The organism is Microcoleus harperi Pol14_C6 (assembly GCF_036701295.1).
Lineage (GTDB): Bacteria > Cyanobacteriota > Cyanobacteriia > Cyanobacteriales > Microcoleaceae > Microcoleus.
The window spans coordinates 1-25,088 of record NZ_JAUBQN010000061.1 but is presented as its reverse complement, the minus strand read 5'-3'; the positions used below and the strand labels follow the sequence as shown (position 1 = coordinate 25,088).

Genomic DNA, 25,088 nt, shown 5'->3' with positions numbered 1-25,088 from the left:
TCATTGGTGGCCAGCGTGCGGCTGCTAATTGCGCTCCCACGCCCACCATACAAGTCCGGTGCTACCGGACTTGATATCACTGCCAGCGGAATGCGATCGAGTGACCCGGATCAAGGATAATGCTCGCTGGCAGGGTATAATTCCGATGTTAGGGTATTTGATATTACCCTTTTCCGCTTCCCAATTTCTAATTACCAATTGCTAATTTATTGCCCCAAATTTGAATTCCTACCTGTTAAATTCGATCGCACTGGAATTTCAATCAAAAACTCCGCTCCCTCTCCCGGCGTTGAAATACAGCTCAATCTGCCGCCGTGGCGATCGACGATAATCGAGTGAGAAATCGACAATCCCAAACCCGTGCCCTTGCCCACAGGTTTAGTCGTAAAAAACGGGTCAAACAGCCTCGATCGCACTGACTCCGGTATCCCCCGCCCGTTATCCGCAATAGATACTGCTACGAAGCCGGCAGCAGCCTGATAACTGCGAATAACGATCGTGCTGGGATGTCGATCGCACTCCTCGATTGAACGCTGCTTGTCCCGTTCTTCCAAAGCATCGATCGCATTAATTAAAATATTCATAAATACCTGATTTAACTCGCCAGGAAAACATTCAATTTGTGGCAATAGTTGGTAATCTTTAACTATCTTAATTTCTCCCGGACTGCTGTGAGATTTTAACCGATTTTGCAAAATCATCAAAGTGCTATCAATTCCCTCGTGAATATTAACCGACTTCCCAGCAGACTCGTCCAATCGGGAAAAATTACGCAACGATTTCACAATCTCGACAATTCGCTCGGTTCCTACTTGCATCGAATTAAACAATCTCGGGAAATCCTCAGCAATATAATCCAAGTCTATTTCATTAATTTTATCCAAGACTTGGGCTGGAGGATTAGGACAGTAATGCTGGTAAACTTTAATCAATTCCAGCAAATCTAAAGTGTAATTGCGAGCCGGATTGATATTGCCGTGAATAAAGCTAACAGGGTTATTAATTTCGTGAGCAACACCAGCAACTAACTGACCCAAACTCACCATTTTTTCATTTTGAACGAGCTGAGCTTGAGTCGTTCGGAGTTTGTTAATAGCTGCTTCTAACTCTAGCGCTTTTGAACGTTCTCGCGCTTCCGATTCCTGCAAAGCTGACTCGGCTTGTTTGCGATCGGTAATTTCACTTTGTGCTTGCTCGAACAGCATTGATTGCTGGATCGCGATCGCCAACTGCACGCTAATTTGTTTGAGACACTCGACCTCAATTTCCAGCCAGTGGCGGGGACCCGCGCACTCGTGAGCAATCAATAGCCCCCACAACTTCTCGCCTTGCAAAACTGGCACTACCAAATTAGCTCGCACCTGAAATTGACTTAATAAATTAATATAGCACTCGGAAATATCAGCTTTATAAATATCATCAACAGCTACAGTACGACCGTGTTCGTAAGCAGAAGCATAGCTGTCTTCAAAGCAGGAATCGTCAATAGTTATTCCCTGAATAGCCAGCCAATTTTTGCCCACTGACTCGACATTTACAAAACCGCTCCAATCGGGATTAAACTGATAAATTACTGTCCGATCTGTTTGTAAAAATTGCCGTACTTCAGCAACAGTTTTTGTCAAAATTTCTTCTAAATTCAGAGAAGAGCGAATGCGTTCCAGCATTCCTACCACCAGGCGTTCTCGCTTTAATTGCTGGCGCAAGATAGCCTCGGCAAGTTTGCGAGCGCTAATATCTTCAATCACACCAATTACATAGCTAGGTTCCCCAAACACCTCCCGCACTAAAGATACAGTCATATTAGTCCAAACTAATGAACCATCTTTGCGAATAAAGCGTTTCTCAATGGAATAATTAAAAATTTCCCCAGCTAACAGTCTGTCGCGCGACTCGACATCGGCTGCTACATCTTTGGGGTGAGAAATATCCCCAACATTTCGTGATTTCAGATCCAATTCTGAGTATCCGACAATATTGCAAAACCCTTGATTGGCATTCAAAAGTTGACCGTCTGGCAACACTTTCACAATGCCAATCGCCGCTTGTTCAAATACAGCGCGAAATCGCTGTTCGCTTTCTTGTAAAGCAATTTCTGCTTTTTTGCGATGGCTAATGTCCATTGCCGTGCCAAAGAGCCGCACTACCTGACCCAACTCATTTTTAACAGATTGTCCTTTAGCGTTAACGTGCCTGATTTCTCCTGATGAAAAATAGATGCGGTGGTCGATGTCGTAAGCTGTCCCTTCAGTCATTGCGTTTTGCACAACTTGTGAAAACCTTTCTTTGTCATCGGAATGAATTTGCTCTAAAAGTTCTTCCATTGTCGGCGGCCGATTCAATTCTCGACCGTAAACTCGAAACAGTTCTTCCGACCAAGTAATAATTCCTGTCTCCATATCGAATTCCCAATTGCCGATGCGGGCTATTCTTTGTGCTGTTTGCAACTGTTCGGCACTTAGTTGCAGAGATGCGATTAACTGCGTTTTTTCGGCTTCTGCTGCAACGCGGGCGCTGATATCTTTGTGAGTGCCTGTCATTCGCAACGGCGCACCCCATTCGTCGTACTCGACTATCTTGCCCATCGCCAGAATCCACTGCCAATTGCCCGCTTTGTTGAGCATCCGAAATTCAACTTCATAGATATTAGTCTCACCTTCCAAATATGAATTCAAAGATTTCATTACCTTCACTCGATCATCGGGATGCAGCAATTTCTCCCAACTTTTGAGGTTGTTTTCTATTTCTATTTCTGCGTAACCAAGCATTGATTTCCAATGAAAATCGAAATAAGTTTCGCCAGTAGCTATATTCCAATCCCACAGCCCCAAAGAACTGCCGGAGACCGCCAACTGCAAGCGCTCTTGACTTAGTTTTAATGCCGATTCAGTGCGTTTTATTTCTGTGAGATCGGAAATTATGGCTATCATTCCTATCGGTTGACTCGCGCTATCTTTAATGCAGTTAGCTCGTAATAAACTTTCTATAATTTCCCCATTTTTAGTCTTGATTTCAATTTCAGTGTCCCAGGAAAGACCTTTCCGCAGCACCCTAAATAACTTCCTCAAATCTTGAGATTTTGGGTACATTACTGCTGGGCCGCCGGCATTATTGAGTTCCTCAACTGTATAGCCGTAGCGCTGAATAAATGCTTGATTGTGATAAACGGAATAACCGTCCAAATCTGCGATCGCGATCGCATCACTAGCGCTTTCTACAGCTTGAGTTACCAGGCACAAAGTCAGTTCGGCTTGTTTGCGATCGGTAATGTCAAAAATCGCTCTGTCGAGCCACAAAACCAACCCTTCTAGATTGTAAGTTGGCCTACCTCTTTCCGACATCCACCGCACCGCGCCGTCAGCGCGAACAATCCGGTATTCTAGATTGTACGGCTGTTTCGACTCTACTGCTGCGCTGATTTGTCGATCGACCATTTCCTTGTCTGCCTCATGGATAATGCTAGTAAAACTCCAGCAGTTCTTGCCAATAAAATCCTCAGCAGGATAACCACTAATTTCCTCAATTTCATCGCTAATAAATACCATCGTACCATCAGCATCATACAAGCTGCGGCAGATAGCGCCGGGGATATTCTCAACGAGCGAGCGAAATCTGGCTTCACTCTCCCGTAAAGCTCCTTCGGTATGTTTTAAATCAGTAATATCCAGCACCATGCCTTCCCAAACTATATCCCCTTCCTGCCCTATTTCTGTGGGAAAATTAACTCGTTCCGGTCTCGAAACCCCTTGCAACCACTTAATTTTTCCCGATGGGAAAATCGCGCGCCATTCCTGGTACCAAAGCTGCATATTTGCCGCAGAAACAGCAATTGATTCTTCAAATTTTTGGCGGTCGTCTGGATGAATACAACTAAAAAGTAGTTGGGGATTTTGCTGAATATTTTCTGGTTCCAATTCATATAAATCGCGGCTAGCCGAAGAAATATAAGGAAAACTTTTTTCGCCGTCGGTGGATAGGCGAAATTGATAAATTATTCCCGGCAAATTGGCAGTAAGTTGCCGAAGTCTAGCTTCGCTTTCTTGCTGGGCTAATTGTTTTCGCCTATCCTGAGTGATATCTCGAATTATCCCCACGAGAATTTTACTGCCATCGGTATTTTCAAAGACAGTTTTTTTAGTAGACACAATGTGCTTTGCACCGTTGGCGTCCGTAAATATTTCCTCACTCTCGTTTTCTTTCCCCGTTCTAAACACTTGTTGGTCAGTATGCCAAAAAATCTCCGCTTCTTGTTTTGGGAAAAAGTCATAATCCGATTTGCCCAGCAGTTCCTCACGCTGCTTCCCGATCAGCTTGCAAAAAGCATCATTTAACAGTATCCAACGGTGCTGTTCATCCTTGACAAAAAGTGGATCTGCAACGGCATCGATTGTATAATTCAAAAACTTTTTACTAGCTTCTAGTTCGGAAAGTGCTAAAATTTTATCTGTAATATCATTGATAGTTCCTGTCGTACCCTGAGCCTCGCCGTTACAGCCAAACATAAAAAATTCTTGCACTTCCACCCACCGAATTTCACCATTTTTGGTAACATATCGACTTTCGTAACAACAGGATGTTTTTTGATTTGGTATCCGACCTCTAAACGAATTTAAATATTGGTGTTGATCCTCAGAATGAATGTAACTCAAACAGGAAGTTCCTAAGCTTTCATCAACGGTAAAGCCGGTAATTTCCGTCCAAGCCGGATTGAGAAAAGTCCAATTGCCAGCAGTATTGGTCTCAAAAACGACTTCTTTGATATTGCCAACAACCTGCTGGTATTTTTCTTGACTTTTTTGCCATTCTGCTTGCCGTTTCTGGCGGGCGATCGCACACCTGAGCGTCCGTACGAGCAGCCGGCTGTCTAGCTGTCTTTTAACCAGATAATCTTGGGCCCCGGCGGCAATTAACTCAACAGCCCGTTCTTCGTCATCGGCCGCTGTCAGAATGACGATGGGAGTATTTATACCGCAATCTTGAAGGCGGAAAAAAGTATTAAATTTTAGGCTGTCACGAAGTGAAGTATCTAATAAAATTACATCAAAACTTTTGTCGCTTAAAATTTCTATAGCTTCCCGGAGGCGAACTACATTGGTCAGATCAATTGATTGTCCTAGTTGGGGATGAGACAGTAATTCTTGAATGAGTTTTGCATCTTCGGCACAATCTTCTACTAAAAGAATTTTTAAACAAGCAGGCGTTAAAGTTGACTCAAAAACAGATGTCATACCATTTTATATGTTATATTTTTGATTTGAGATTTGGAATGACTGATGACTATGACCCTTTGGTTTTTGCGTACAGTGGCATTTTTTTACTGCTATCCTTTTGCTATTTTTTAGTAATTATAAAATCTCAGCAGCGGATGCAGCTACCTAGCTCATGATTGGGGAACTTGAACCGCACGCTTGAGAGTGCGCTGTGTGCTTGCAGACCCTGCAGATTTATTTGTAGAATTGAGCTCTTCGCTGCAAGTTTTCCGCCTCGCCCCAAACCTCGTGGCTCCAAACTATTATACTCTTACCAATATTGCAACTCACCTCTCTTTTAATTTACAACCTTTGGCAGGGGAATAGCAAGAGGCAAGTCAAAAGAGCGCGGAGTAATCAAAATTTGCATGGCTAATACCCTTTGAAAGTTTAGATTTTAAATCACCGTTTAAAGATTGCCTAAAGTGACATTCTTTTTTTAAGAATGCTATTACTACTAAGGTACGAGAATTACCGTTGATTTACCAAATAAGTCTGAGATTGTGTTAGCTTAATTATCGGCAGTTAGCGCCTATTTGTATCGATCAATGCAAGTCCTCTATGGATTAAGTAACCAATATTTGCATCGCTTGTTACAGACCTAATTACCAACTTAATTACGGTTGTATCCCCGGAGACAATTTAACTCAGTTGAGTCGCTCAATTTTTCTGGGGCTTGGGCAGCACAACGGTAAACACGCTGCCTTTACCGACATTGCTGCTAATAGCAATCTCACCGTTAAAAGGTTTTAAAAGTTCAATACAAGTATAAAGTCCTAGACCAGTGCCTGTCGGTTCCCCTTCTGTTTTTTCCTCGCCTTTAGGTGGCTTGGATGTGTAAAAAGGGTCAAAAATTTTTGGCAAATCTTCAGAGGGTATGCCGCATCCCGTATCTGCAATATCCATATATATGTTCGAGTCATCTTGCCGAGTCACGATAGTTATTTCTCTGCTTTTCTTTTCCCACATAGCATCCATTGCATTATTGATTAAATTATAAAATACTTGAGAAATATAGGAATAGATTAATGGAATGCTGGCAATTTCTTCGTCATAAAAGTATTTTTTTCTAATCTTGTTTTTAAAATACAGGTTACCTTCCAATAGCTGAATTTCTCTCTGCACTAAATCGTTGATATTCACCGGGTGCAAATCTTGCTTTTGTTCGTTTCGGCTTTTCATCATCAGAGTATCCATGATCTGATTGATTTTTGTGACCGCTTGAAAAATATACTTACTATAATTAAACAGAGAGTCTTCTTGAATTTGTGTAGCTTTTGTTTCAATCAAATCGACGCTAGTCTGAATCACTTGCAGCGGACTTTTGAGGTTGTGAACCATTCCCTGGGTCAAACGTCCAATGATGGCTGTTTTTTCCTGGTTTATTAATTGCTTGGTTTTTTGTTCAACAAGTTTTTCCAGGTTTTGGTTGAGGTGGGCAAGTTCGAGGTTTTTTTCTTCGAGTTTTTTTTGCAAGCTGCGGATTGTCAAGTGGGTTTGAATCCGGCTTAAAACTTCTTCGTGCTGGAAAGGCTTAGTGATGTAGTCAACGGCTCCTGTCTGAAAGCCTTTTACTTTATCAGGCGTATCAGAAAGGGCGCTCATAAATATGATGGGAATATCTTGCGTTGACGAGTCTGCTTTCAAACGTCGGCAAGTTTCAAAACCGTCAATTCCTGGCATCATGATATCCAAAAGAATCAAGTCTGGATGGATGTAGTCAATTTGCTCGATCGCACTTTCGCCGTCTAGAGCTACTAATACTTTAAACCCATAATTCCTTAACAACTCGAAAAGTACGTCAAGATTTGTTTGGTTGTCATCGACAATTAGTATGATGCTTCTTTCGGAATTCTTATCGTTCATATTCAAGGCAAACATTCAAGTTTTTTACTTTTTAGTTGTGGGTTGTGAGTTTAAATCGGATTCAAGTGATTTTCTGCGGCTCTCGAAACCCGGTTGCTTCGTAGATGCCTTTATTTGCAATCACTCTTTCTTTTATGGGCGGGTAGGATGCCCATCCCACCATAATTTCATTCTATTTGGAACAGGCATCTTGTCTGTTGCTGACAAAAATGCAAGATGTGAGATTTAACGGATTTTGAGTTGTGTGTTAGCTACAGTCAATTTTAGGACAAATGTTGCTTCAAAAAATCTCTAATTTGCTTGAGCTGAAATCCTTTAGCAAGTTGGCGCAGGTGATGAACGAAAGGCACTAATGTCGGGTCAGAATGTTCGAGTTTAGCAGTTTCTTCCAGAATAGCTTCAATATCGCCCATTGCAGCCAATCTTAACAACGTCAAGACTGACTCTGAGGCAGGAGACACCATCGTTGAGTCAGCAGCAGCAATCTCAGAAGATGCTTTTGCAGTTTTATCTATCCGCTGTTTGGTATGCGATCTTTCTTCGTAAACCCATTCTAGTCTCAAATGCAGGCGCAATAATTCTAAAAGCTCGTTAGTTTGAATCGGCTTGGTGAGAAAATTATTGCAACCTGCAAGCCTGCTCTCTTGCTTGGTAGTCTCGTAAACGTTAGCGGACAAAGCAAGGATCACCGTATCTTTTAATTCCGGCAACCGTCGCAGCCGCCTGGTAGCTTCCCAACCGTTCATTACGGGCATCAGCAAATCCATTAAAATTATATCCGGTAGAAATTCCTGTGCTTTATGCAAGCAGTCTTCGCCGTCTGTAGCTTCTGCAATTTCAAAGCCTAAATGAAAAAGCAGCCTGTGCAACATGGCACGATTTACTTCGTGATCGTCCACTATTAGCACTTTCCGCTGAGGGCCGGTAAAACCTACAAGCCGTCTTTTTTCTTGCCGGGAGGGTAGTTCCGAACACTGGGCGACTGCAGGCAAATCTAGATCCAACCAAAATATGCTGCCTTTGCCGGAGGTACTTTGGACGCGAATTTGGCTGCCCATCATTTTGACTAATTTTTGGCTGATGGAAAGTCCCAGTCCGGTACCTTCGACGAAATTGTTATGATCGCCCACTTGATGAAAAGGCAAAAATATGTCTTCTAATTTATTCTGCCCGATGCCAATGCCCGTATCTTCGATTTGAAAGCGAATTTTAGGGGTAGGGGCACGGCCGATATTTTCTGCTGTTGTCACCTCGCGCGCTTCTGTTATTCCTAGCGGCTGGAACGACATTTGCTGCGCGTCTAAATTGGCGGTCAAATTGATTTTTTGAGTGGCAATCTCCGCTGTAAAATTAGAAGTTTCGCAGTTGGTTTGAGGATAATTATCGGGGAAATTTTCTGCATAACCGACTTTGAATGTAACGCTGCCACTGTTCGTAAACTTAACGGCATTGCTGAGCAAATTAATCAAAACTTGACGCAACCTTTTTTCGTCTGCCAAAATTCCCTCTGGCAGCGCTGAAACCTGCTCGTAATTAAAGGCAATTCCTTTTTGAGCCGATCGCATCTGGAACAAATCAATAATACTTTTTACAAAGCTGGAAAAATGCACGTTTGTCAGCGACAGATCCATTTTACTAGCTTCGATTTTTGAAAGGTCTAAAACATCATTAATCAGCATCAGCAGGTGGTTGCCACACTGGTGAATGTTGTTAAGACTTTCCTGCTGATCGGCGGTAAAGTTTTTATCGACTTTGAGCAGTTGAATGTATCCCAAAATCCCGTTCAAAGGCGTCCGCAATTCGTGGCTCATGTTGGCGAGAAAGTCGGTTTTAGCGCGGTTGGCGGATTCAGCGGCTTCTTTAGCTAATTGCAGGGCGGCTTCTGCAAGTTTGCGATCGGCAATTTCGGTTTGTGCTTGTTCAAATAGCATCGATTGCTGAATGGCGATAGCCAACTGCACCCCCAATTGTTTTAGGCACTCTCCCTCGAATTGCTGCCAGGGACGCGGGCCCGTGCAGTGGTGGGCAATTAACAGCCCCCACAAGTTTTCGCCTTGCAAAATCGGCACTACCAGATTCGCTCTCACATCGAGCCGAGTCAACAAAGCCAAGTGGCAGTCCGCCAGGTCGGCATTGTGAACATCTTCTATTGCTTTGATTCTACCGTCTTGGTAAAGACGAACGTAGGCTGCCCCGAAACAGGGGTCATAGATTTCTATTCCTACAATTGGTCGGACATTTTCGGCAACAGACTCGACAGCGATAAATCCGCTCCAATCCGGATTGAATTGGTAAATAATAGTGCGATCTACTTGCAAAAAATGTCGCACTTCTTCGACACTTTTGTTGAGAATCTTTTCAAGATTTAGAGAAGATCTAATGCGCTCCAGCATGGCTACTACCAACTGTTCGCGCTTTAATTTTTGCCACAAAATTAGCTCTGATTCTTTGCGCTTTGTGATGTCGGTAATGACTCCAATTAAGCCAATAGAATTCCCATTAATATCTTGAATACTGTCGGCTCGTACCAAAGCAGTTACTGCTTCGTAGCTCTTAGTTCGCAGCGCAACTTCGCCACACCAAGAGCGACCGTGGCGAAGGCTTTTATAGATTTGTTTGTAATTTTTATGCCGGATATAAAGCGCAGTCATATCGCCAATATTATTAAGTTCTTCCACCGTGTAGCCGTAGCGCTGAATGAAGGCTTGATTGTGGTAAATAGACCGCCCTTTCAAGTCGGCGATCACGATCGCATCGCTGGTACTTTCGACGGCTTGAGTGACCTGAAGTAAAGCTAATTCTGCTGCTTTGCGATCGCTAATATCGGTCATCGAACCCACCATCCGCAGAGGGTTTCCGGCTTCGTCCCACACTGCTTGAGCGCGGGCGAGCACCCACTTATAGCTACCGTCTTTGCACTGCAAGCGGTATTCGGCGGCGTAATTGGGGGTTTGGCGATCGAGATAACCTTGGATCGCTGCTTGCACTCGTAAACGATCGTCTGGATGGATGCGATCGATCCATGCGCTGTTGGTGCTGTCGATTTCGCCGTCTGTGTAACCGATAATTTCTTGCCAGCGCGCCGATCTAAAAGCTTGATTTGTTTGAAGATTCAGATCCCAAATACCGTCTTGATTGCCTTTGAGAACTAACTGCCAGCGTTCTTCACTTTTACGCAATTCTTCTTCGGCTTGTTTGCGCTGAATATGATCGCCCAACTGAGTCGCTACAGCCTTAACCAACTCTACTATACGCGGTTCCATAATCGAGCGGTCGCGCTTGCAGAATACTAGAACTGCCAGCACCTTTGAGCTAGCGTGAATTGGCACTCCGAAACAAGCTTTCAATCCGACTGATAGCGCCATTTGCGATCGGGCAAAAAGATGATTTTTGGCTAGAGAAATATCTTCAATCCATTCTACCTTTCTGGTTGACCAAATGCGTCCAGGTACTGCCACTCCGGCGGCGAATCTAATTTTTTTACTTTCACGGCCAAACATATCTAAATCTCGATCGCTAGCGTACCAAGTTTCGCTGTGTTCCAAAAAAGTACCGTTAGCACTCGGTATCCAAGCTTCCGCAAAATTCCAGCCGATCGCATTGCACAGCAACCGCAGGATATGTGGGAGGGCGCTATGAAAATCTGCGGACTGACTAATGGCTTGAGTTGCGGCCAGCAACAGCTTTATTTCATCTTCTGCTTGCTTGCTTTCTGTAATATCAGTTCCCGTGCCGAGAATTTGTTTTAACTTACCATCTGCTGTTTTCGCAAATACAGTATCTCGGCTAACCATCCAGCGCCAAGAACCATCCTTGTGCCTAATTCTGTATTCAATTTCAAAGATATCCCCTTCGCTGCCTGTTTCAACTTGCTGTAAATAATCAGGCATTTTTATTAAATCTTCGGGATGAATTAAAGGTGACATCATCCACGGCTCCATTGCCTGAATCTCCTCTACTGTATAGCCAAGAATCTGGTAGATAGAAGCGTTCCCATAGATATTTTTTTTTTCAATTAAGTCACAAACATACAAAATATTAGGACTTGCTCCAGCAATTTGTTGAATGAATCGCTGGCTATCTCGCAGTGCTGCTTCTGCTTGTTTTCTTTGGGAAATATCGCGAACAACGCAAATAATTTCTCCCTCGGCTAGCATTGTCAGCGATACATCTACAGGAACTTTCGATCCGTCGCGGCGGCATCCTACTGCTTCGGTCATGCACCAACCTTTCTCCACTAAACTAGGCATAACTTGTTGCTCAAACCTTTGCCGTTCTGAACCTTCATAGAATACTTTCCAACTTTTGCCTAACAGTTCTTCGAGAGAGTCGTAACCGTAGATATTTAGTCGGGCTGCGTTGCAATAAATCAAAAGTCCGTCGGTATCGATTATGGCGATACCTTCGGAAGCGGCAGCCATTGCCGCTGCTTGCCTGTGGAGTTTTGACTCGAAACGTTTGCGATTGGTGATGTCGCGGACGATCGCGATAATTTCGTCATCGGTGCAAAAAACTATTCTCGCTTCAAAATCGTACAGTTCATCATTCACTGGCATTTGATATTCTACAACTTGAATCTCGCCGCTGGCGATCGCTTTTTGATTGCCGGACAAGATTTTTTCAGCAAAAGCAGCGGGTAATATGTCTTGTGCTTTTTTGCCAATTAGTGATTTTTGTGGGAGGATTTCCTCGAAATCTTTGGCAGGTTTGAAGTCTACAAAAGTGCCGTCTGCCCGACACCGAAATATCATGTCTGGTATCGCATTTAAAAGAGCGCGGTTGGTGGCTTCGCTCTTACGCAATTCAGCTTCAGCTTGCTTGCTAAATGTAACGTCGCGAGCCACTGCATAAATCAAACCTTCTTCTGCAAACGGCGATGCTGTCCACGACAGCCATTTATAAGTGCCATCTTGGCAAAGATAGCGGTTTTCTAAGCTAATAACGGGGTGGCTTTTTTGAAGTTTTTCTAATTCCGCTACAGTAATTTCTAGGTCTTCTGGATGAACGAATTCTATCAAAGGTTTGGCTAACATTTCATCACTGCTATAACCTAATACATTCGACCAAGCGGGGTTTAAGCGTTTGAAATACCCATCAAAACCTGCAATGCAAAGTAAATCCAGGGAGATATTAAAAAATCGATCGCGGTCTTGCTGGGTTTGTTTTAATTCCGTAACATCCATCACCAAACCGTCCCAAACTATATCGCCGTTGGCTTGCTTTTCTGGCTTCGACGCTCCTTGCAGCCATTTCACTCGATCTCCCATAACTTGTCGCCACTGGTGTTGCCAAGCTTGCTGAGTCGCCGCTGAAGTTGCCATCGATCGCTGCAAGCCTGAGATGTCGTCTGGGTGAACTGTTGCAAAAGCCAAAGTGGCATTTTCTTCTATTTGTTCTGGTTTTAAATTGTATATCTGCAAACTGCCAGAAGAAACGTAAGTAAAAGATGTTTTACCATCTACATCAAGCCGATATTGATAAATCATTCCAGGCACGTTGTCGGTCATTATTTGAAATCGAGCTTCGCTTTCCTCCAACGCAATTTGCTGGCGTTTGTATTCGGTCACATCTCGCATTGTCCCGACCAACATTTTACGACCATCGACATTGTTGAAAACAGTTTTTTTGGTAGATATAATGCGTGTTCTTCCGCCACAATCTGTAAAATTTTCTTCTGTTTCCTGAGAAAGACTTCTTTGCAATACTTGCTCGTCTTGTTGCAAAAAAAAAGTCGCTTGTGCTGGGGCTAAAAAATCGTATCCTGACTTGCCAATCAGTTCCGATCGCCTTTTTCCTATCAAATTGCAAAAAGCATCGTTTAATACGATCCATCTGTGCTGCTCATCTTTGACAAAAATCGGGTCAGGAGTAGAATTAATCGTGTGGTTTAAAAACTCTTCTGATGCTTTTAATTGAGCTTCGTAACGGTAGCGATCGCTTACGTCCAAGACTACTTTAATCAGGTGGTCTATCGAGCCGTCTAGGGCGCGGATACAGCGCAGATAAACTCTAGTATAAACTGTATTTCCGTCTTTTCTGCGCCACCTTTGGTCTAAAACATAGCCTTCACTCTCCCCTGCCAAAATTTTATTGAACTGCTCTAAGCTAGGCTGCACGTCTTCAGGAAAAACCCACCTCTCCCAATTCTCATGCAAAAAATCTTGGCGAGCGTATCCCAGCAAATCGCACAAAGCATCGTTCACTTCCAACCACTCGCATTTTTCTGGTGCTGAGTGGGAAATAGGAGGAGCCAGAATGGCAATTCCGACGAGAGAATTCTCGACTACCGAGCGATATTTTTCTTCGCTTTTTCGCAAAGCTTCTTGGTTGTGCTGTCGCTCGACTGCGTAACGAAGCGATCTAATTAACACTTCGCTGTCGATTCTTCGCTTGACTAGATAATCTTGAGCTCCGGCTTGGATTGACTGCACGGCAAGCTCTTCATCGTTGCGGGCTGTCAGTACGACAATCGGAGTATTTAGGCTATATTCTTGTATTTTGACAATTGTATTTAAGTCTTGGCTGTCGGGCAACGAAAGATCTAGTAAAATCACATCAAAATGTTCGCTGACCAAAAGTTCCTGCGCTTTGCTGAGACGGTCTGTACAACTTACTGATAGCCTTTGGGGTTCGGCTCTACTGACATTTGTTTGTAATAATAATTCTTCGATCAGATCGGCTTCTGTTTGATTGTCTTCGACCAGAAGAACTTTAAAGCCGTTTCGCTTTGCGGGTGGGCTCAAAACTGATATCATATACCTTGTTTTTTGTCATAAGGCAGTCTAGCGAACTATTATAGCATATAAAGAATTGTATAGCCACAAATCCCCCCGTTCCAGTTGAAAACTCTTTGGTGCAATAATTACAAGGGAGTATCTCATTTTTATAAAAAAACTTCTTTCCCCTCCTTCCTTCCTCCCCTTGCCTTCTGCCTCCTGCCTCACAAATCCGGTCTCAAAAATTTTATTTTTAGCTGGGTGGCATAAGTAAGATTATCCCAATTACAATGCACTCTATATCAGAGATTGAACTCTTCTCAAAAACGGGCTTTCCTGCCCATTTCACAAAGAGTAAATTTTCTGGGTATGGGTTCTTTTAACCCGCCCTTAAAAGGCTTATTGAGAATGGTGCAATATCTGATATCTATGCAAATGTGTTTTTCCTCTAAGTAAATCAAGGCCATCATAGGGAAAATTTTTAGGGTTTTTACAAGCTGGGTTTCAGGAAGAAACTAAGCTGCTGAGTATTTTTTGGGGAGATCGCCCCTGTGACCCGATTTTAGATTTTAAACTTTAGATTTAGTCCACAGATGAATCGGGGAGGTTGAACTAGAATCTACAATTTTGGGTGACTCACGACTCGTGTCGGAAAGTAAGTATAGGTTTTTGGGCGGGTTGAGCCGATCGCGCGATCGCACCTCACCCTTTGTTGCCCTTGGATTCCGCTAGCAAAAGGATCCAAGCGATATCCCCGCACCAATGAGCGCTCAACGCCAAAAAAGCGGTGGCAACTATCTTCGCTATTCATATTTTTACCACTTCTTTTATAATACCTTACATAAACTCATTACTGCGATTTCTTTACTTTTTGCAATCAAATAAAAAATCTTTCCAGGCCTTGCTATTTAGCCAAAAAGTGATAATCTTGAATTAGAGGCAATCGAAAACTCGGTTGATACAGCCTAGAAAAAAACTTGAGAATTTTAGTAACAAAATTACAATTCCCAATAAACTGTCTTTTGTTTACTGTCACAGAAATGAGCTGAAGTTGAGAGGAAAAAAGCAATGCTCGACAATTTAGGAATTGAACAAAAACCCGGTTTAATCCCCAAAGAAAAAGCCTTAGTATTGTTGTTTGATGAAGTCGGCATCGCCGACATCCCATTAGTAGGCGGTAAAAATGCTTCTTTGGGCGAAATGATTCAACAGTTAACCGCCCAAGGAGTCAGAGTTCCCAACGGATTTGCCACTACAGCACACGCTTACCGGTACTTCATCCAGTCAGGGGGTTTAGAAGCTAAATTGCGCGAAATTTTTGCCGATTTAGACGTAGAAGATCTGCAGAACCTGCGACAAAAAGGCAAGCAAGCGCGGGCACTGATTCTGGACACACCATTTCCGCGAGAACTCCAAGCGGCGATCGCGGATGCTTACGAAAAATTGTGCGATCGCTACGGCGACAGTACAGACGTAGCAGTGCGTTCCTCCGCCACCGCCGAAGACTTACCAGATGCCAGTTTCGCGGGACAGCAAGAAACCTACCTCAACGTCCAAGCTTGCGCTGGCGTCCTCGAATGCTGTCACAAATGCTTTGCTTCCATATTCACCGATCGCGCGATTTCCTACCGCCAACAGAGGGGTTTCGACCACTTTGAAGTCGCCCTATCAGTCGGCGTCCAAAAAATGGTGCGATCGGACTTAGCATCCTCCGGCGTCATGTTCAGCATCGACACCGAAACCGGATTCAAAAACGCCGTATTAGTAACTGCCGCCTACGGATTAGGCGAAAACGTCGTCCAAGGCACCGTCAACCCCGACGAATACTTTGTCTTTAAACCAACATTAAAACAAGGTTTTCGCCCAATTTTAGACAAGCGCCTCGGCAGCAAAACACTCAAAATGGTGTACGACATCGGCGGTTCTAAATACACCAAAAACGTCTCCGTTATAGCAGCAGAAAAAAATAAATTTGCCATACAAGATGATGAAATTCTGCAACTTGCAAAATGGGCGGTAGTCATCGAAGAACACTACTCTAAAGTGCGCGGGACTTATACCCCGATGGACATTGAGTGGGCAAAAGACGGCAATACGGGCGAATTGTTTATTGTCCAAGCACGACCTGAAACAGTACAATCTCAAAAGTCTGCTAAAGTTTTGCGAAACTACAAATTGCAAGGTACCAGTACAGTTTTAGCAAAAGGACGGGCCGTTGGCGAATCAATCGGAAAAGGAAAAGCCCGCGTAATTTTAGATGTTCATAAAATCGCTGAATTTCAAGCAGGAGAAGTTTTAGTTACCAACAAAACAGACCCCGATTGGGAACCGATTATGAAAAAAGCAAGTGCGATCGTCACCAATTCCGGTGGCCGTACTTGTCACGCCGCCATCATCGCCAGAGAAATGGGAATTCCCGCCATTGTCGGCACCGGCGATGCCACCCAAATCTTGAAAAACCATCAAGAAATCACTGTTTCTTGTTCCGAAGGAGACGAAGGCAAAGTTTATGCCGGTTTGCTTCCTTTTGAAATTCAAGAAACTGCGATCGAGAATTTACCCCGCACCCGCACTCAAATTTTAATGAATGTCGGGAACCCAGAAGAAGCCTTTGGTTTATCAGCAATTCCTTGCGACGGCGTAGGCTTGGCGCGGCTAGAATTCATCATTGCCAATCACATTAAAGCACACCCGCTGGCACTGATTCACTTTGACGAATTGGTGGATGAATCAGTCAAGGAAGAAATTGCAGAACTCACAGCACTTTACCAACACAAACCCGATTTCTTTACCGACAAACTCGCCCACGGAATTGCCACAATTGCCGCCGCATTTTATCCAAATCCAGTTATAGTGCGGATGAGCGATTTCAAGAGCAACGAATATGCTAATCTTTTGGGAGGGCGGCAGTTTGAACCCAACGAAGAAAACCCGATGATCGGGTGGCGCGGCGCCTCTCGCTATTACGACCCAAATTACCGCGAAGCTTACGCTTTGGAATGCAAAGCATTAAAGCGAGTTCGCGACGAAATGGGCTTGACAAATGTGATTCCGATGATTCCATTTTGTCGCACCCCGGATGAAGGACGAAAAGTGTTAGCCGAGATGGCCAAACACGGTTTAGTTAAGGGCGAGAACGGCCTGCAAGTGTATGTGATGTGCGAATTGCCGAGCAATGTCATATTTGCTGACGAATTCGCCCAAGTTTTTGACGGATTCTCGATAGGCTCTAACGATTTAACTCAGTTAACATTAGGATTAGACCGGGATTCTGCTTTAGTCGCACACATTTTTGACGAACGGAATGAAGCTGTCAAGCGCATGGTAGCAATTGCCATTAAAGCCGCCAAGAAGTACGATCGCAAGATTGGGATTTGCGGTCAAGCGCCCAGCGATTATCCTGAGTTTGCTCGTTTCTTAGTTGAGTTGGGAATTGATTCGATTAGTTTGAATCCCGATTCGGTTTTGAAGACTTTGTTGGATGTTGCTAAGGTGGAAGGCGCGGGTTCGTTGATGGATTTAGCCGGGGATATTGCTAAGGTTTAACCCTTTCAGGTTTTTGAGAGAAACCGGGTTTCTTAAACAATAGCTAGCCCATGTTCTGACTTGCTTGTTTTTGAACCGATCCGGTTTCTCATATTTAGTCCTGTAAAATAACCGATTTCGCGTTTGTAGTGATGAATCCAAGTCCTCTGATTTTTATCAGGACTTGCATTCGTTACTACAAACCTATTTGATTGCTGGTAATTGACCTGAAATAATATCACATATCTGCACTTCTGGCTTTTTTGGGCCCGAACGATGCGCTTTACGAAAAAAGTGGCGTCAGCAGCGATCGCCCTCCTCACTCCCCAGCTAACGGTTAACACACGGGCGGCCTAGTTTGAGACTCGATCGGGAACTTTTCTTATTTAAAACCGTCTTCTTGGGAAGGATTTTTTCTTGCCGATCGCCTAAATTAAAATAAATATTCTCCACATAAGCTCTGAAAAAGTGCTAACTGCTCTCCTGATTATTTTGATAGGTTTAGCTCCGTCGCTGCTGTCTTTGTGGGTGATGCGCTCTGCCCAGAGCCAAGCCCGCGACAGAATTGCAGCGGCCAGACTTGCGGTAGCGAATAGACCCATGCGAACTCAACTACCAACTGCCGATCGCACTTACATACAAAGCCTCGGTTATTCGATCGGCGATATCACTTGCGAGTATAACGCCCGCTCTAATTACATTCGCTGCGCTGTCAATCCTTCTGGGCCCTGTCAAGATTGTCGGTACTACCAAGCCAGAACTCTTGACGCTCGCGGTGAAAAGATATAGCTTATATTGGTGCTTGTATCTACGCCTATTTGCGGATGTAATAATCAATGAGTTAAGATGTACTTACGTGTAAGGATTATTGTTGGAGCTTGTTTTGGACGACCCACGCCAAAACTCAGCAATTAAAACCTAATCGAGCATTACTGCTTGGTTACAGTTGCCATAACAGGGGAATTGCGATCGGTGTTTTTCTAGTTGAGGATTTACGATCGGAAACAAAGTTGAGATGATAAATTTTGGTTGGGTGGCGAGAAATCTAGGAATAAATTGGGTTTCTAGTCTCTTAGACGTAACTCCTGCAGTTAAGAAAATTAGCCAACAAAAATCGTAAGTAGCTGAGGGGCAAATCTCCAAATCAGTTTCTCCAAAATATCATGAAAAATTCTGCGCGAAACATTGTCCCGAGCATTGATCTTAAACAGAAACCAGCTCGAAGACTCTAAGTTGACAACTTGAGAAGTTGCTGGTGGGCGGCACTAATATGTTTTTGCTATCGTAGCGAAACAGTCTCAAATCTAGATTGCTATCTCCAGACTCCAAGTCAGGAATTTTTAAGACGCTTCGTCGATACAGGGTATGCCAATTTCAATTGAATCTCATATGTTGCACCATTTTCAAGAATAGGCTTTCTGGCCTGTTCCACAACAAGTGAATTTTTTTATGGGCTGGGCAGTAGAACCCCCCATAGAAGAGTTATTGAGAATGGTAAAAGATCTCAGTTGAATGACACTTCGGGCACGGTCGCCATAATTATGTGACGGCTATCACTCCCTAATTAATGCCTGGTTGCTATTGTGAACAGGGCTTGCACACCAAAAGCAAAGAAACCGAGTTTTTTACCGGGAGCGAGGGCTGCAAAGAAGTCTTTTCGTCCCTCAAACCAGGTTTATACGTCTAGAAATAGGGAATTTTCTCTGCAAATAAAGTGCATTAGACGATGTACAGAAAACCTCATTAAGTAAATTTTTGAGAACTGGTGTTATTATCTACTGCGCGATGTAAGAGATAAGCGTGTAACAGATACACTCGCTAACAGAAAAGAAAAAAGTCGAACGCAAAATATCACCCGATAGAGAGATTATGGGGATTTAAACCCCAAATCCTCAGCGCTTCTGCCGGCGATATTGGCAATGCTATTAAATATCAATATAGCAGTGCTTTGTGCTGAGTAAAATTCGCTTTTTGCTCTTTATCCACGTCAAGCTACACCGCCTATTACTCTGAAATTAAACCTTTTCAAGAGGTGATAATGATCGTCTGGAAATGGGTACATCATCTACAATTCGTGAGCCACTTTGACCATGCAAAGCATCTGCAACCAACCAATTTTTGTCACCCCCAAAATATGTGACTCCACCGCAAGGATTGCGGGCGCAAAATCCCGAACAACCGCAACTTATCATCAGAAAAAAGCAATAAAAAAAGTAAAAACAGAGGAGTGTTTCCTGTCCCAGAAACTCCGTGGCGACAGGGGAATTGGGCATTCCCACAGAGAATTTTTGCGAGCAACCCAGTCTGTGGGCGCCCCGACTCTAAAAAATGTACTGTTCCTCGATGCCAGAGTAGACAACTTCGACAGCTTGGCAAAAGGAGCAACAGCCGATACGGAGGTATTTGTACTGGACTCGATGCGGAATGGAGTCGAGCAAATTACTAGAATTCTGGTTAATTACAGCGATTTAGACAGCATTCAGATAGTTTCTCACGGTCGAGAAGCGGGGGTGCAGCTAGGGTCGATCGAACTCTGCAACAACAACTTAGAAACCTACAGCCATTTGTTACAGCAGTGGGGAAAAGCCCTCAGCGAGAGAGGAGATATCTTGTTATTCGGGTGCAGCGTCGCAGCGGGGGAAAGCGGCGAGACCTTCGTGCGGCGGCTGAGCTTGATGGTCGGTTCAGATATTGCAGCTTCCGACAACTTGACGGGGAGTGCGGCACTCGGCGGCGACTGGCAATTAAAATTTGCGACAGGGGAAATAAAGGCGAGAATCGCCATTGAAAAAGAAGTGCTCGAAGCCTACCCTTACGCCCTCGGCACATTAGTTAACGAAACTTTCAAAAACTCCACAGTTAGGGGGCCTTGGATTTACGGGGGAAACAACGGGGCACTGTTCGATCCCAGCAGTGGGGTTCCAGCAGCCGATCAACTTATCCCCGGCATTACCGGAGGCACAGTATCCGGTGTACTTCCGGCTTTGGGCGGTTCGACTCCCGGCGATGGCGCTCTGCTATTAACTCCAGCAATAAATCTTCGGGAAGCCTTCGTCATTTACAACAACCCCATTCCTTCAACCGACGGTATCAGAGTCCAGTTTGATTTTTATTCTTACGGTTCAAGCCAGCAATCTAATGCTCCGCAACCATTTATTACCCCTCAGCCAGGGGACGGGCTGGGTTTCTTCTTGATTGACGGCACTGTTAGCCCAACAAGGACTGGGGGTTATGGCGGTTCTGTGGCTTACGCTCCACGAACGGGTATACCCGGTATTGAGGGAGGTTATTTAGGCATTGGGCTTGACGAGTTTGGCAATTTTTCAACATCTGCAGAAGGGCGCTCTGGCCCTGAGCCACCTCCGATTCCCGGCTCCTCTATTGGTTCTTTCAGACCTGATTCAGTAACTCTTAGAGGAAATCAAGCAAACGGTTATAAGTTTTTAACAAATGCGATCGTTCCCTTCGGCATCGATAACATTCCTACGAGCATTGACTTTAGTGGCCCTGCACCGGGCAGCAGTTTTAACTTCAGCAATACGTTCACGAGCGATCGCACTTTAGCCAAAAGATCCGTTCAAATTACGCTGAATCCATCTAACGATCCAGTGAATCCCTCTCGCCTCACCGTTGCCTTCGATGAAAATTTCGACGACATCTACGAAACTACATTGATCGACATCCCCAACTTAGCAACCGAAAACGGCCCAGTACCGCCAATTTTCAAATTTGGTTTTGGCAGTTCCACAGGAGACGCCAACAACATTCACGAACTTCAAAACCTGGTAGTTGAAACTATCAATCCTCCCACTCTCGCGGCTGAGGTTGCCACTATTAAGACCGGCCCGCAGTTCGTCAAATCCGAAGGCAGCATTACCTACACGATTACTACTGTAAACAGGGGGCCAGCGCCTGCTACAAATGTTCTGATTCAAGACGAAATACCTTTAGAACTGCGTCCGGGCGGATTGCAGCCGGATCTGATTGCCTCCAACAACGGCACTTACGTGAACCAAACCAAGGCAGTCACATGGCCGTTAATTCCGATTCTCAATCCCGGCGAGACTGTGACTTACACCCTGACAATTGATTTGCCGCCCGGTTTAACCAGCGGTAGCAGTTTTGCCAACGTTGCATTCAGCACTAGCTCGACTTTCGACCCCGACCTCAGCAACAACAGCGGTGTGCTCGCACCAGGGCAAATCGAGGGGCCTGGTGTAGTGTCTACCACAGTTGTCGATACAGTCGCGGATTTAGTTACTACCAAAAGTGGCCCTGTGACTACTTCGGCTGGGTCAAGCGTCGCCTACACATTGACTACCACTAACATGGGGCCAGACCCCGCTGCTGATGTGACTATCACTGACAGCATTATTCCGGGTTTAACAGGAGTCAGCGTATCGGACGGCGGCACTTACGACCCAGTTTCGGGCATTGTCACCTTCCCAGCACTGACAGCCCTGGCAAATGCTGCGACTGAGACCCGCACCGTCAGTTTCACTGCCCCAGCCAGCCTTACTGCCATCAGCAACACGGCGCGGAGCACCTCGGCGACTTTCGATTCGATCGCCACTAACAACAACGGCTCGACAACCAACAAAGACGGCACTCCCACTAACTCTACGGTTACGACAAGTATTGCGCCCAACGCGGATTTGGCAACCACCAAAACCGGCTCTACGAGTGCTACTGCCGGTAGTTCGGTCAGCTATACGATCGCTACAGTCAACTTAGGGCCGAGTCCTGCAGAAGCTGTAACCATCACTGACAGCATAGTTCCCGGATTAACCGGAGTCACGGCATCTAACGGCGGCGTTTACGATCCAGTAACTGGCATTGTCACCTTCGCGCCCGTGGCAATTGCCAACGCGGAGACAGTCACCCGGACGATCGGCTTCACAGTACCGCCCAGCCTAACTTCCATCAGCAACACAGCAAGAAGTACCTCCATCACTCCCGACTCCACTCCGACCAACAACAACGGTACTAACCCCAACGCCACCGTCACCACCTCGATCGATGCTGTGGCCGATGTTGTCACCCAAAAAACGGCTCCGGCCAGCATCAACGCGGGCGAAACGCTACTTTATACAATTACTACTGCCAACAACGGGCCGAGTCCTGCGACCAACGTAGTCATCACCGACAGCCTGATTCCCGGCTTAACTAATGTCAGCGTGTCCGATGGCGGAACCTACAACCCAACCACAGGGACGATCGAGTTCCCAGCGATCGCGACTTTAGCCAGTGGCACCAACCAGAGCCGCACCATCAGCTTTGTACCGCCGACTACCCTGACGAGCATCACCAATATTGTATTGAGTCGATCGGACACTTTTGACCCGGACTTAACAAACAACAACGGCTCGACAGTCGCAGTGCCCGGTGAGGCGGGGGGGCAAGTCATTACCTCGATCGATGCTGTGGCCGATGTTGTCACCCAAAAAACGGCTCCGGCCAGCATCAAGGTGGGCGACACGCTACTTTATACAATTACTACTACCAACAACGGGCCGAGTCCTGCGACCAACGTAGTCATCACCGACAGCCTGATTCCCGGCTTAACTAATGTCCGCGTGTTCGATGGCGGAACCTACAACGCAACCACAGGGGTGATCGAGTTCCCAGCGATCGCGACTTTAGCCAGCGGCAGCAGTGTCACCCGCCGCCTAATTTTGATACCCCCACCTACCCTGACGAGCATCACCAACATTGTATTAAGTCGATCGGACACTTTTGACCCGGACTTGACGAACAACAACGGCTCGACAGTCGCAGTGCCCGGTGAGGCGGGGGGTCAAGTCATTACCTCGATCGATCCTGTGGCCGACCTGGTTACGTCCAAGAGCGGTCTCACATCTGCTCCTGCTGGTAGTTCCGTGACTTATACTATAACTACCGCCAACAATGGGCCGAATGCTGCTGAAAACGTAGTGATTACAGACAGCATCATTCCCGGTTTAACAGGAGTCAGCGCATCCGATAACGGCACTTACGACCCAGTGACAGGGGTTGTTACCTTCCCAACAATTCCCAGTTTGACTAGCGGCAGCAACATCAACCGCGAGGTAACAGTAGTCGTTCCAGCGACGGGCGCAATTAGTAATACTTCCCAGAGCCGATCGACCACTTTTGACCCCAAACCCAGCAATAACAACGGTTCCGAGTCCAGAGCCACTGTCACCACCGCCATCAGCGCGCAGCCCACACCCAACAAACTTCCATCAGCCTACAGCAGCAACGCTGCGCTAGCGCCCAACAGCGTTGTCCAAATTAGCGGACTCGGAGGCAGAGACTCAGACGGCACAGTGGTTACATTCACCATCAGCACCCTGCCGCCGGCAAATCAAGGCGTCCTGTTCTTGGGCGACCCGGTTACCGGGGGAGTCGCCGTCACGGCAGGTCAAAGCCTGACAGCCGAGCAAATGACGCAGTTATTCTTCCAGTCGGCCGGCAATTTCACAGGAGCTAATTTTACCTACAGCAGCAACGACAATCTCGGTGGCAGCAGTCCTGCCGCCACAGTTTCTCTAGTGTCGCTGGCGTTCAACTACCCGCCGGTACCCACAAACTTCAGCAACACCCTGGCGCCAAACACCACCGTCAACCTCACAGCCCTGACGGCTAAAGACCCCGACGACTCGATCGAATTCTTCACTATCAACACCCTGCCAGCGGCAAATCAAGGCGTCCTGTTCTTGGGCGACCCCAGCCAGGGAATCCGGGTCACGGCAGGCCAAAGACTGAGCACAACTCAAATCAACCAGTTATTCTTCCAAGCAACAAGCGAATTCGCAGCCACCAACTTTACCTACAGCGCCACAGACCGCCGCGGCGCCATCAGTCCAGCCCCCGCAACAGCCTCCCTGCTAGCACTATTACCTCCCACCGACCAGCCACCCGTCGCCAACAACTCCAGCCTCGCTGTGTTGCTGGGAAAAACCGTGCAAATCCCCGGACTCGGAGGAACCGACCCAGACGGGACGGTGGTTTCCTTTACCGTAAACACCTTGCCACCCGCCAATGAGGGGACGCTGTTTTTGGGTGATCCCAGCCAGGGAGTGCGGGTCACGGCTGGTCAAAGCCTAACAACCGAGCAAATTACCCAGTTGTTCTTCCAAGCGTCCGGCAATTTCACAGGGGCAAACTTCACCTACAGCGCTACAGACAACCTCGGCGCCACCAGTGCGGCAGTCGCCACTGTCTCTCTCATTCCCCTTAAGGAATCGATACCGACGCCAACACCCGCGCCGATACCCGTGCCGACACCGGCGCCAACTCCAACACCAACAATACCGGCGCCAACTCCAACACCAACAACACCGGCGCCAACTCCAACACCAACAACATCGGCGCCAACACCCACACCAACAACACCAACACCCACACCAACAATACCGGCGCCAACTCCAACTCCAACAATACCGGCGCCCACACCCATACCAACAATACCGGCGCCCACACCCATACCAACAATACCGGCGCCCACACCCATACCTGCAGCGGAACCAGTGCCGACGCCCATACCAGCGCCGACGCCCATACCCGCGCCTGCCCCTGAACCAACTCCAACTCCAACAACAACTCCAACGCCCACACCCACACCACCAACAGCAACACCAACAGCAACACCAACACCAGCGCCAACACCAACACCTATATTCGGCCCAGTGCCGGAACCGGATACCGGTTGCGGTTGCGACCCCTTGAAAGGGCCACCGAACTTCACATT

The 25,088-nt window shown here is 46.0% G+C and carries 7 protein-coding genes; 3 read left to right on the top strand and 4 right to left on the bottom strand.

The features are described 5' to 3' along the window. Positions 1-206: 206 nt before the first annotated feature. The 4 genes from QUA27_RS25585 to QUA27_RS25570 all read right to left on the bottom strand — a co-directional run bounded on the left by QUA27_RS25585 (position 207) and on the right by QUA27_RS25570 (position 14,642). Entirely contained in the window at positions 207-5,228 is a 5,022-nt protein-coding gene (locus QUA27_RS25585) for a PAS domain S-box protein (protein ID WP_333071656.1), read from the bottom strand. 681 nt (positions 5,229-5,909) lie between these two features. Beyond that, positions 5,910-7,130: a hybrid sensor histidine kinase/response regulator gene (locus QUA27_RS25580; protein WP_333071654.1), complete on the bottom strand. Its 1,221-nt coding sequence runs from the start codon at positions 7,128-7,130 to the stop codon at positions 5,910-5,912. Positions 7,131-7,378: 248 nt separating this feature from the next. Beyond that, positions 7,379-13,870, bottom strand: coding sequence for a PAS domain S-box protein (locus QUA27_RS25575; protein ID WP_333071653.1), 6,492 nt, complete (start codon positions 13,868-13,870; stop codon positions 7,379-7,381). 580 nt (positions 13,871-14,450) lie between these two features. Beyond that, positions 14,451-14,642: a hypothetical protein gene (locus QUA27_RS25570; RefSeq protein WP_333071649.1), complete on the bottom strand. Its 192-nt coding sequence runs from the start codon at positions 14,640-14,642 to the stop codon at positions 14,451-14,453. A gap of 257 nt (positions 14,643-14,899) precedes the next feature. Here QUA27_RS25570 and ppsA point away from each other — a divergent pair, with 257 nt between their 5' ends. From ppsA to QUA27_RS25555, 3 genes are all read left to right on the top strand, one after another. Continuing rightward, the gene (gene ppsA, locus QUA27_RS25565) at positions 14,900-17,377 is read left to right on the top strand and encodes a phosphoenolpyruvate synthase (protein ID WP_333071648.1); all 2,478 of its coding nucleotides are present in this window, start codon (positions 14,900-14,902) and stop codon (positions 17,375-17,377) included. A gap of 447 nt (positions 17,378-17,824) precedes the next feature. Next, on the top strand, positions 17,825-18,145 hold the full coding sequence (locus tag QUA27_RS25560; protein ID WP_333071646.1) for a DUF6464 family protein: 321 nt from the start codon (positions 17,825-17,827) through the stop codon (positions 18,143-18,145). A 1,499-nt stretch (positions 18,146-19,644) separates the two neighbouring features. Beyond that, positions 19,645-25,088 (top strand): DUF4347 domain-containing protein (locus QUA27_RS25555; protein WP_333071644.1); only part of this gene is annotated, 5,444 nt, incomplete at its 3' end.

Excerpts from the sequence above, each read along its gene's own strand:
- QUA27_RS25570 (WP_333071649.1), bottom strand. The coding sequence starts at position 14,642 with ATGAATAGCGAAGATAGTTGCCACCGCTTTTTTGGCGTTGAGCGCTCA.
- QUA27_RS25580 (WP_333071654.1), bottom strand. The coding sequence starts at position 7,130 with ATGTTTGCCTTGAATATGAACGATAAGAATTCCGAAAGAAGCATCATA.
- QUA27_RS25585 (WP_333071656.1), bottom strand. The coding sequence starts at position 5,228 with ATGACATCTGTTTTTGAGTCAACTTTAACGCCTGCTTGTTTAAAAATT.
- ppsA (WP_333071648.1), top strand. The coding sequence starts at position 14,900 with ATGCTCGACAATTTAGGAATTGAACAAAAACCCGGTTTAATCCCCAAA.
- QUA27_RS25575 (WP_333071653.1), bottom strand. The coding sequence starts at position 13,870 with ATGATATCAGTTTTGAGCCCACCCGCAAAGCGAAACGGCTTTAAAGTT.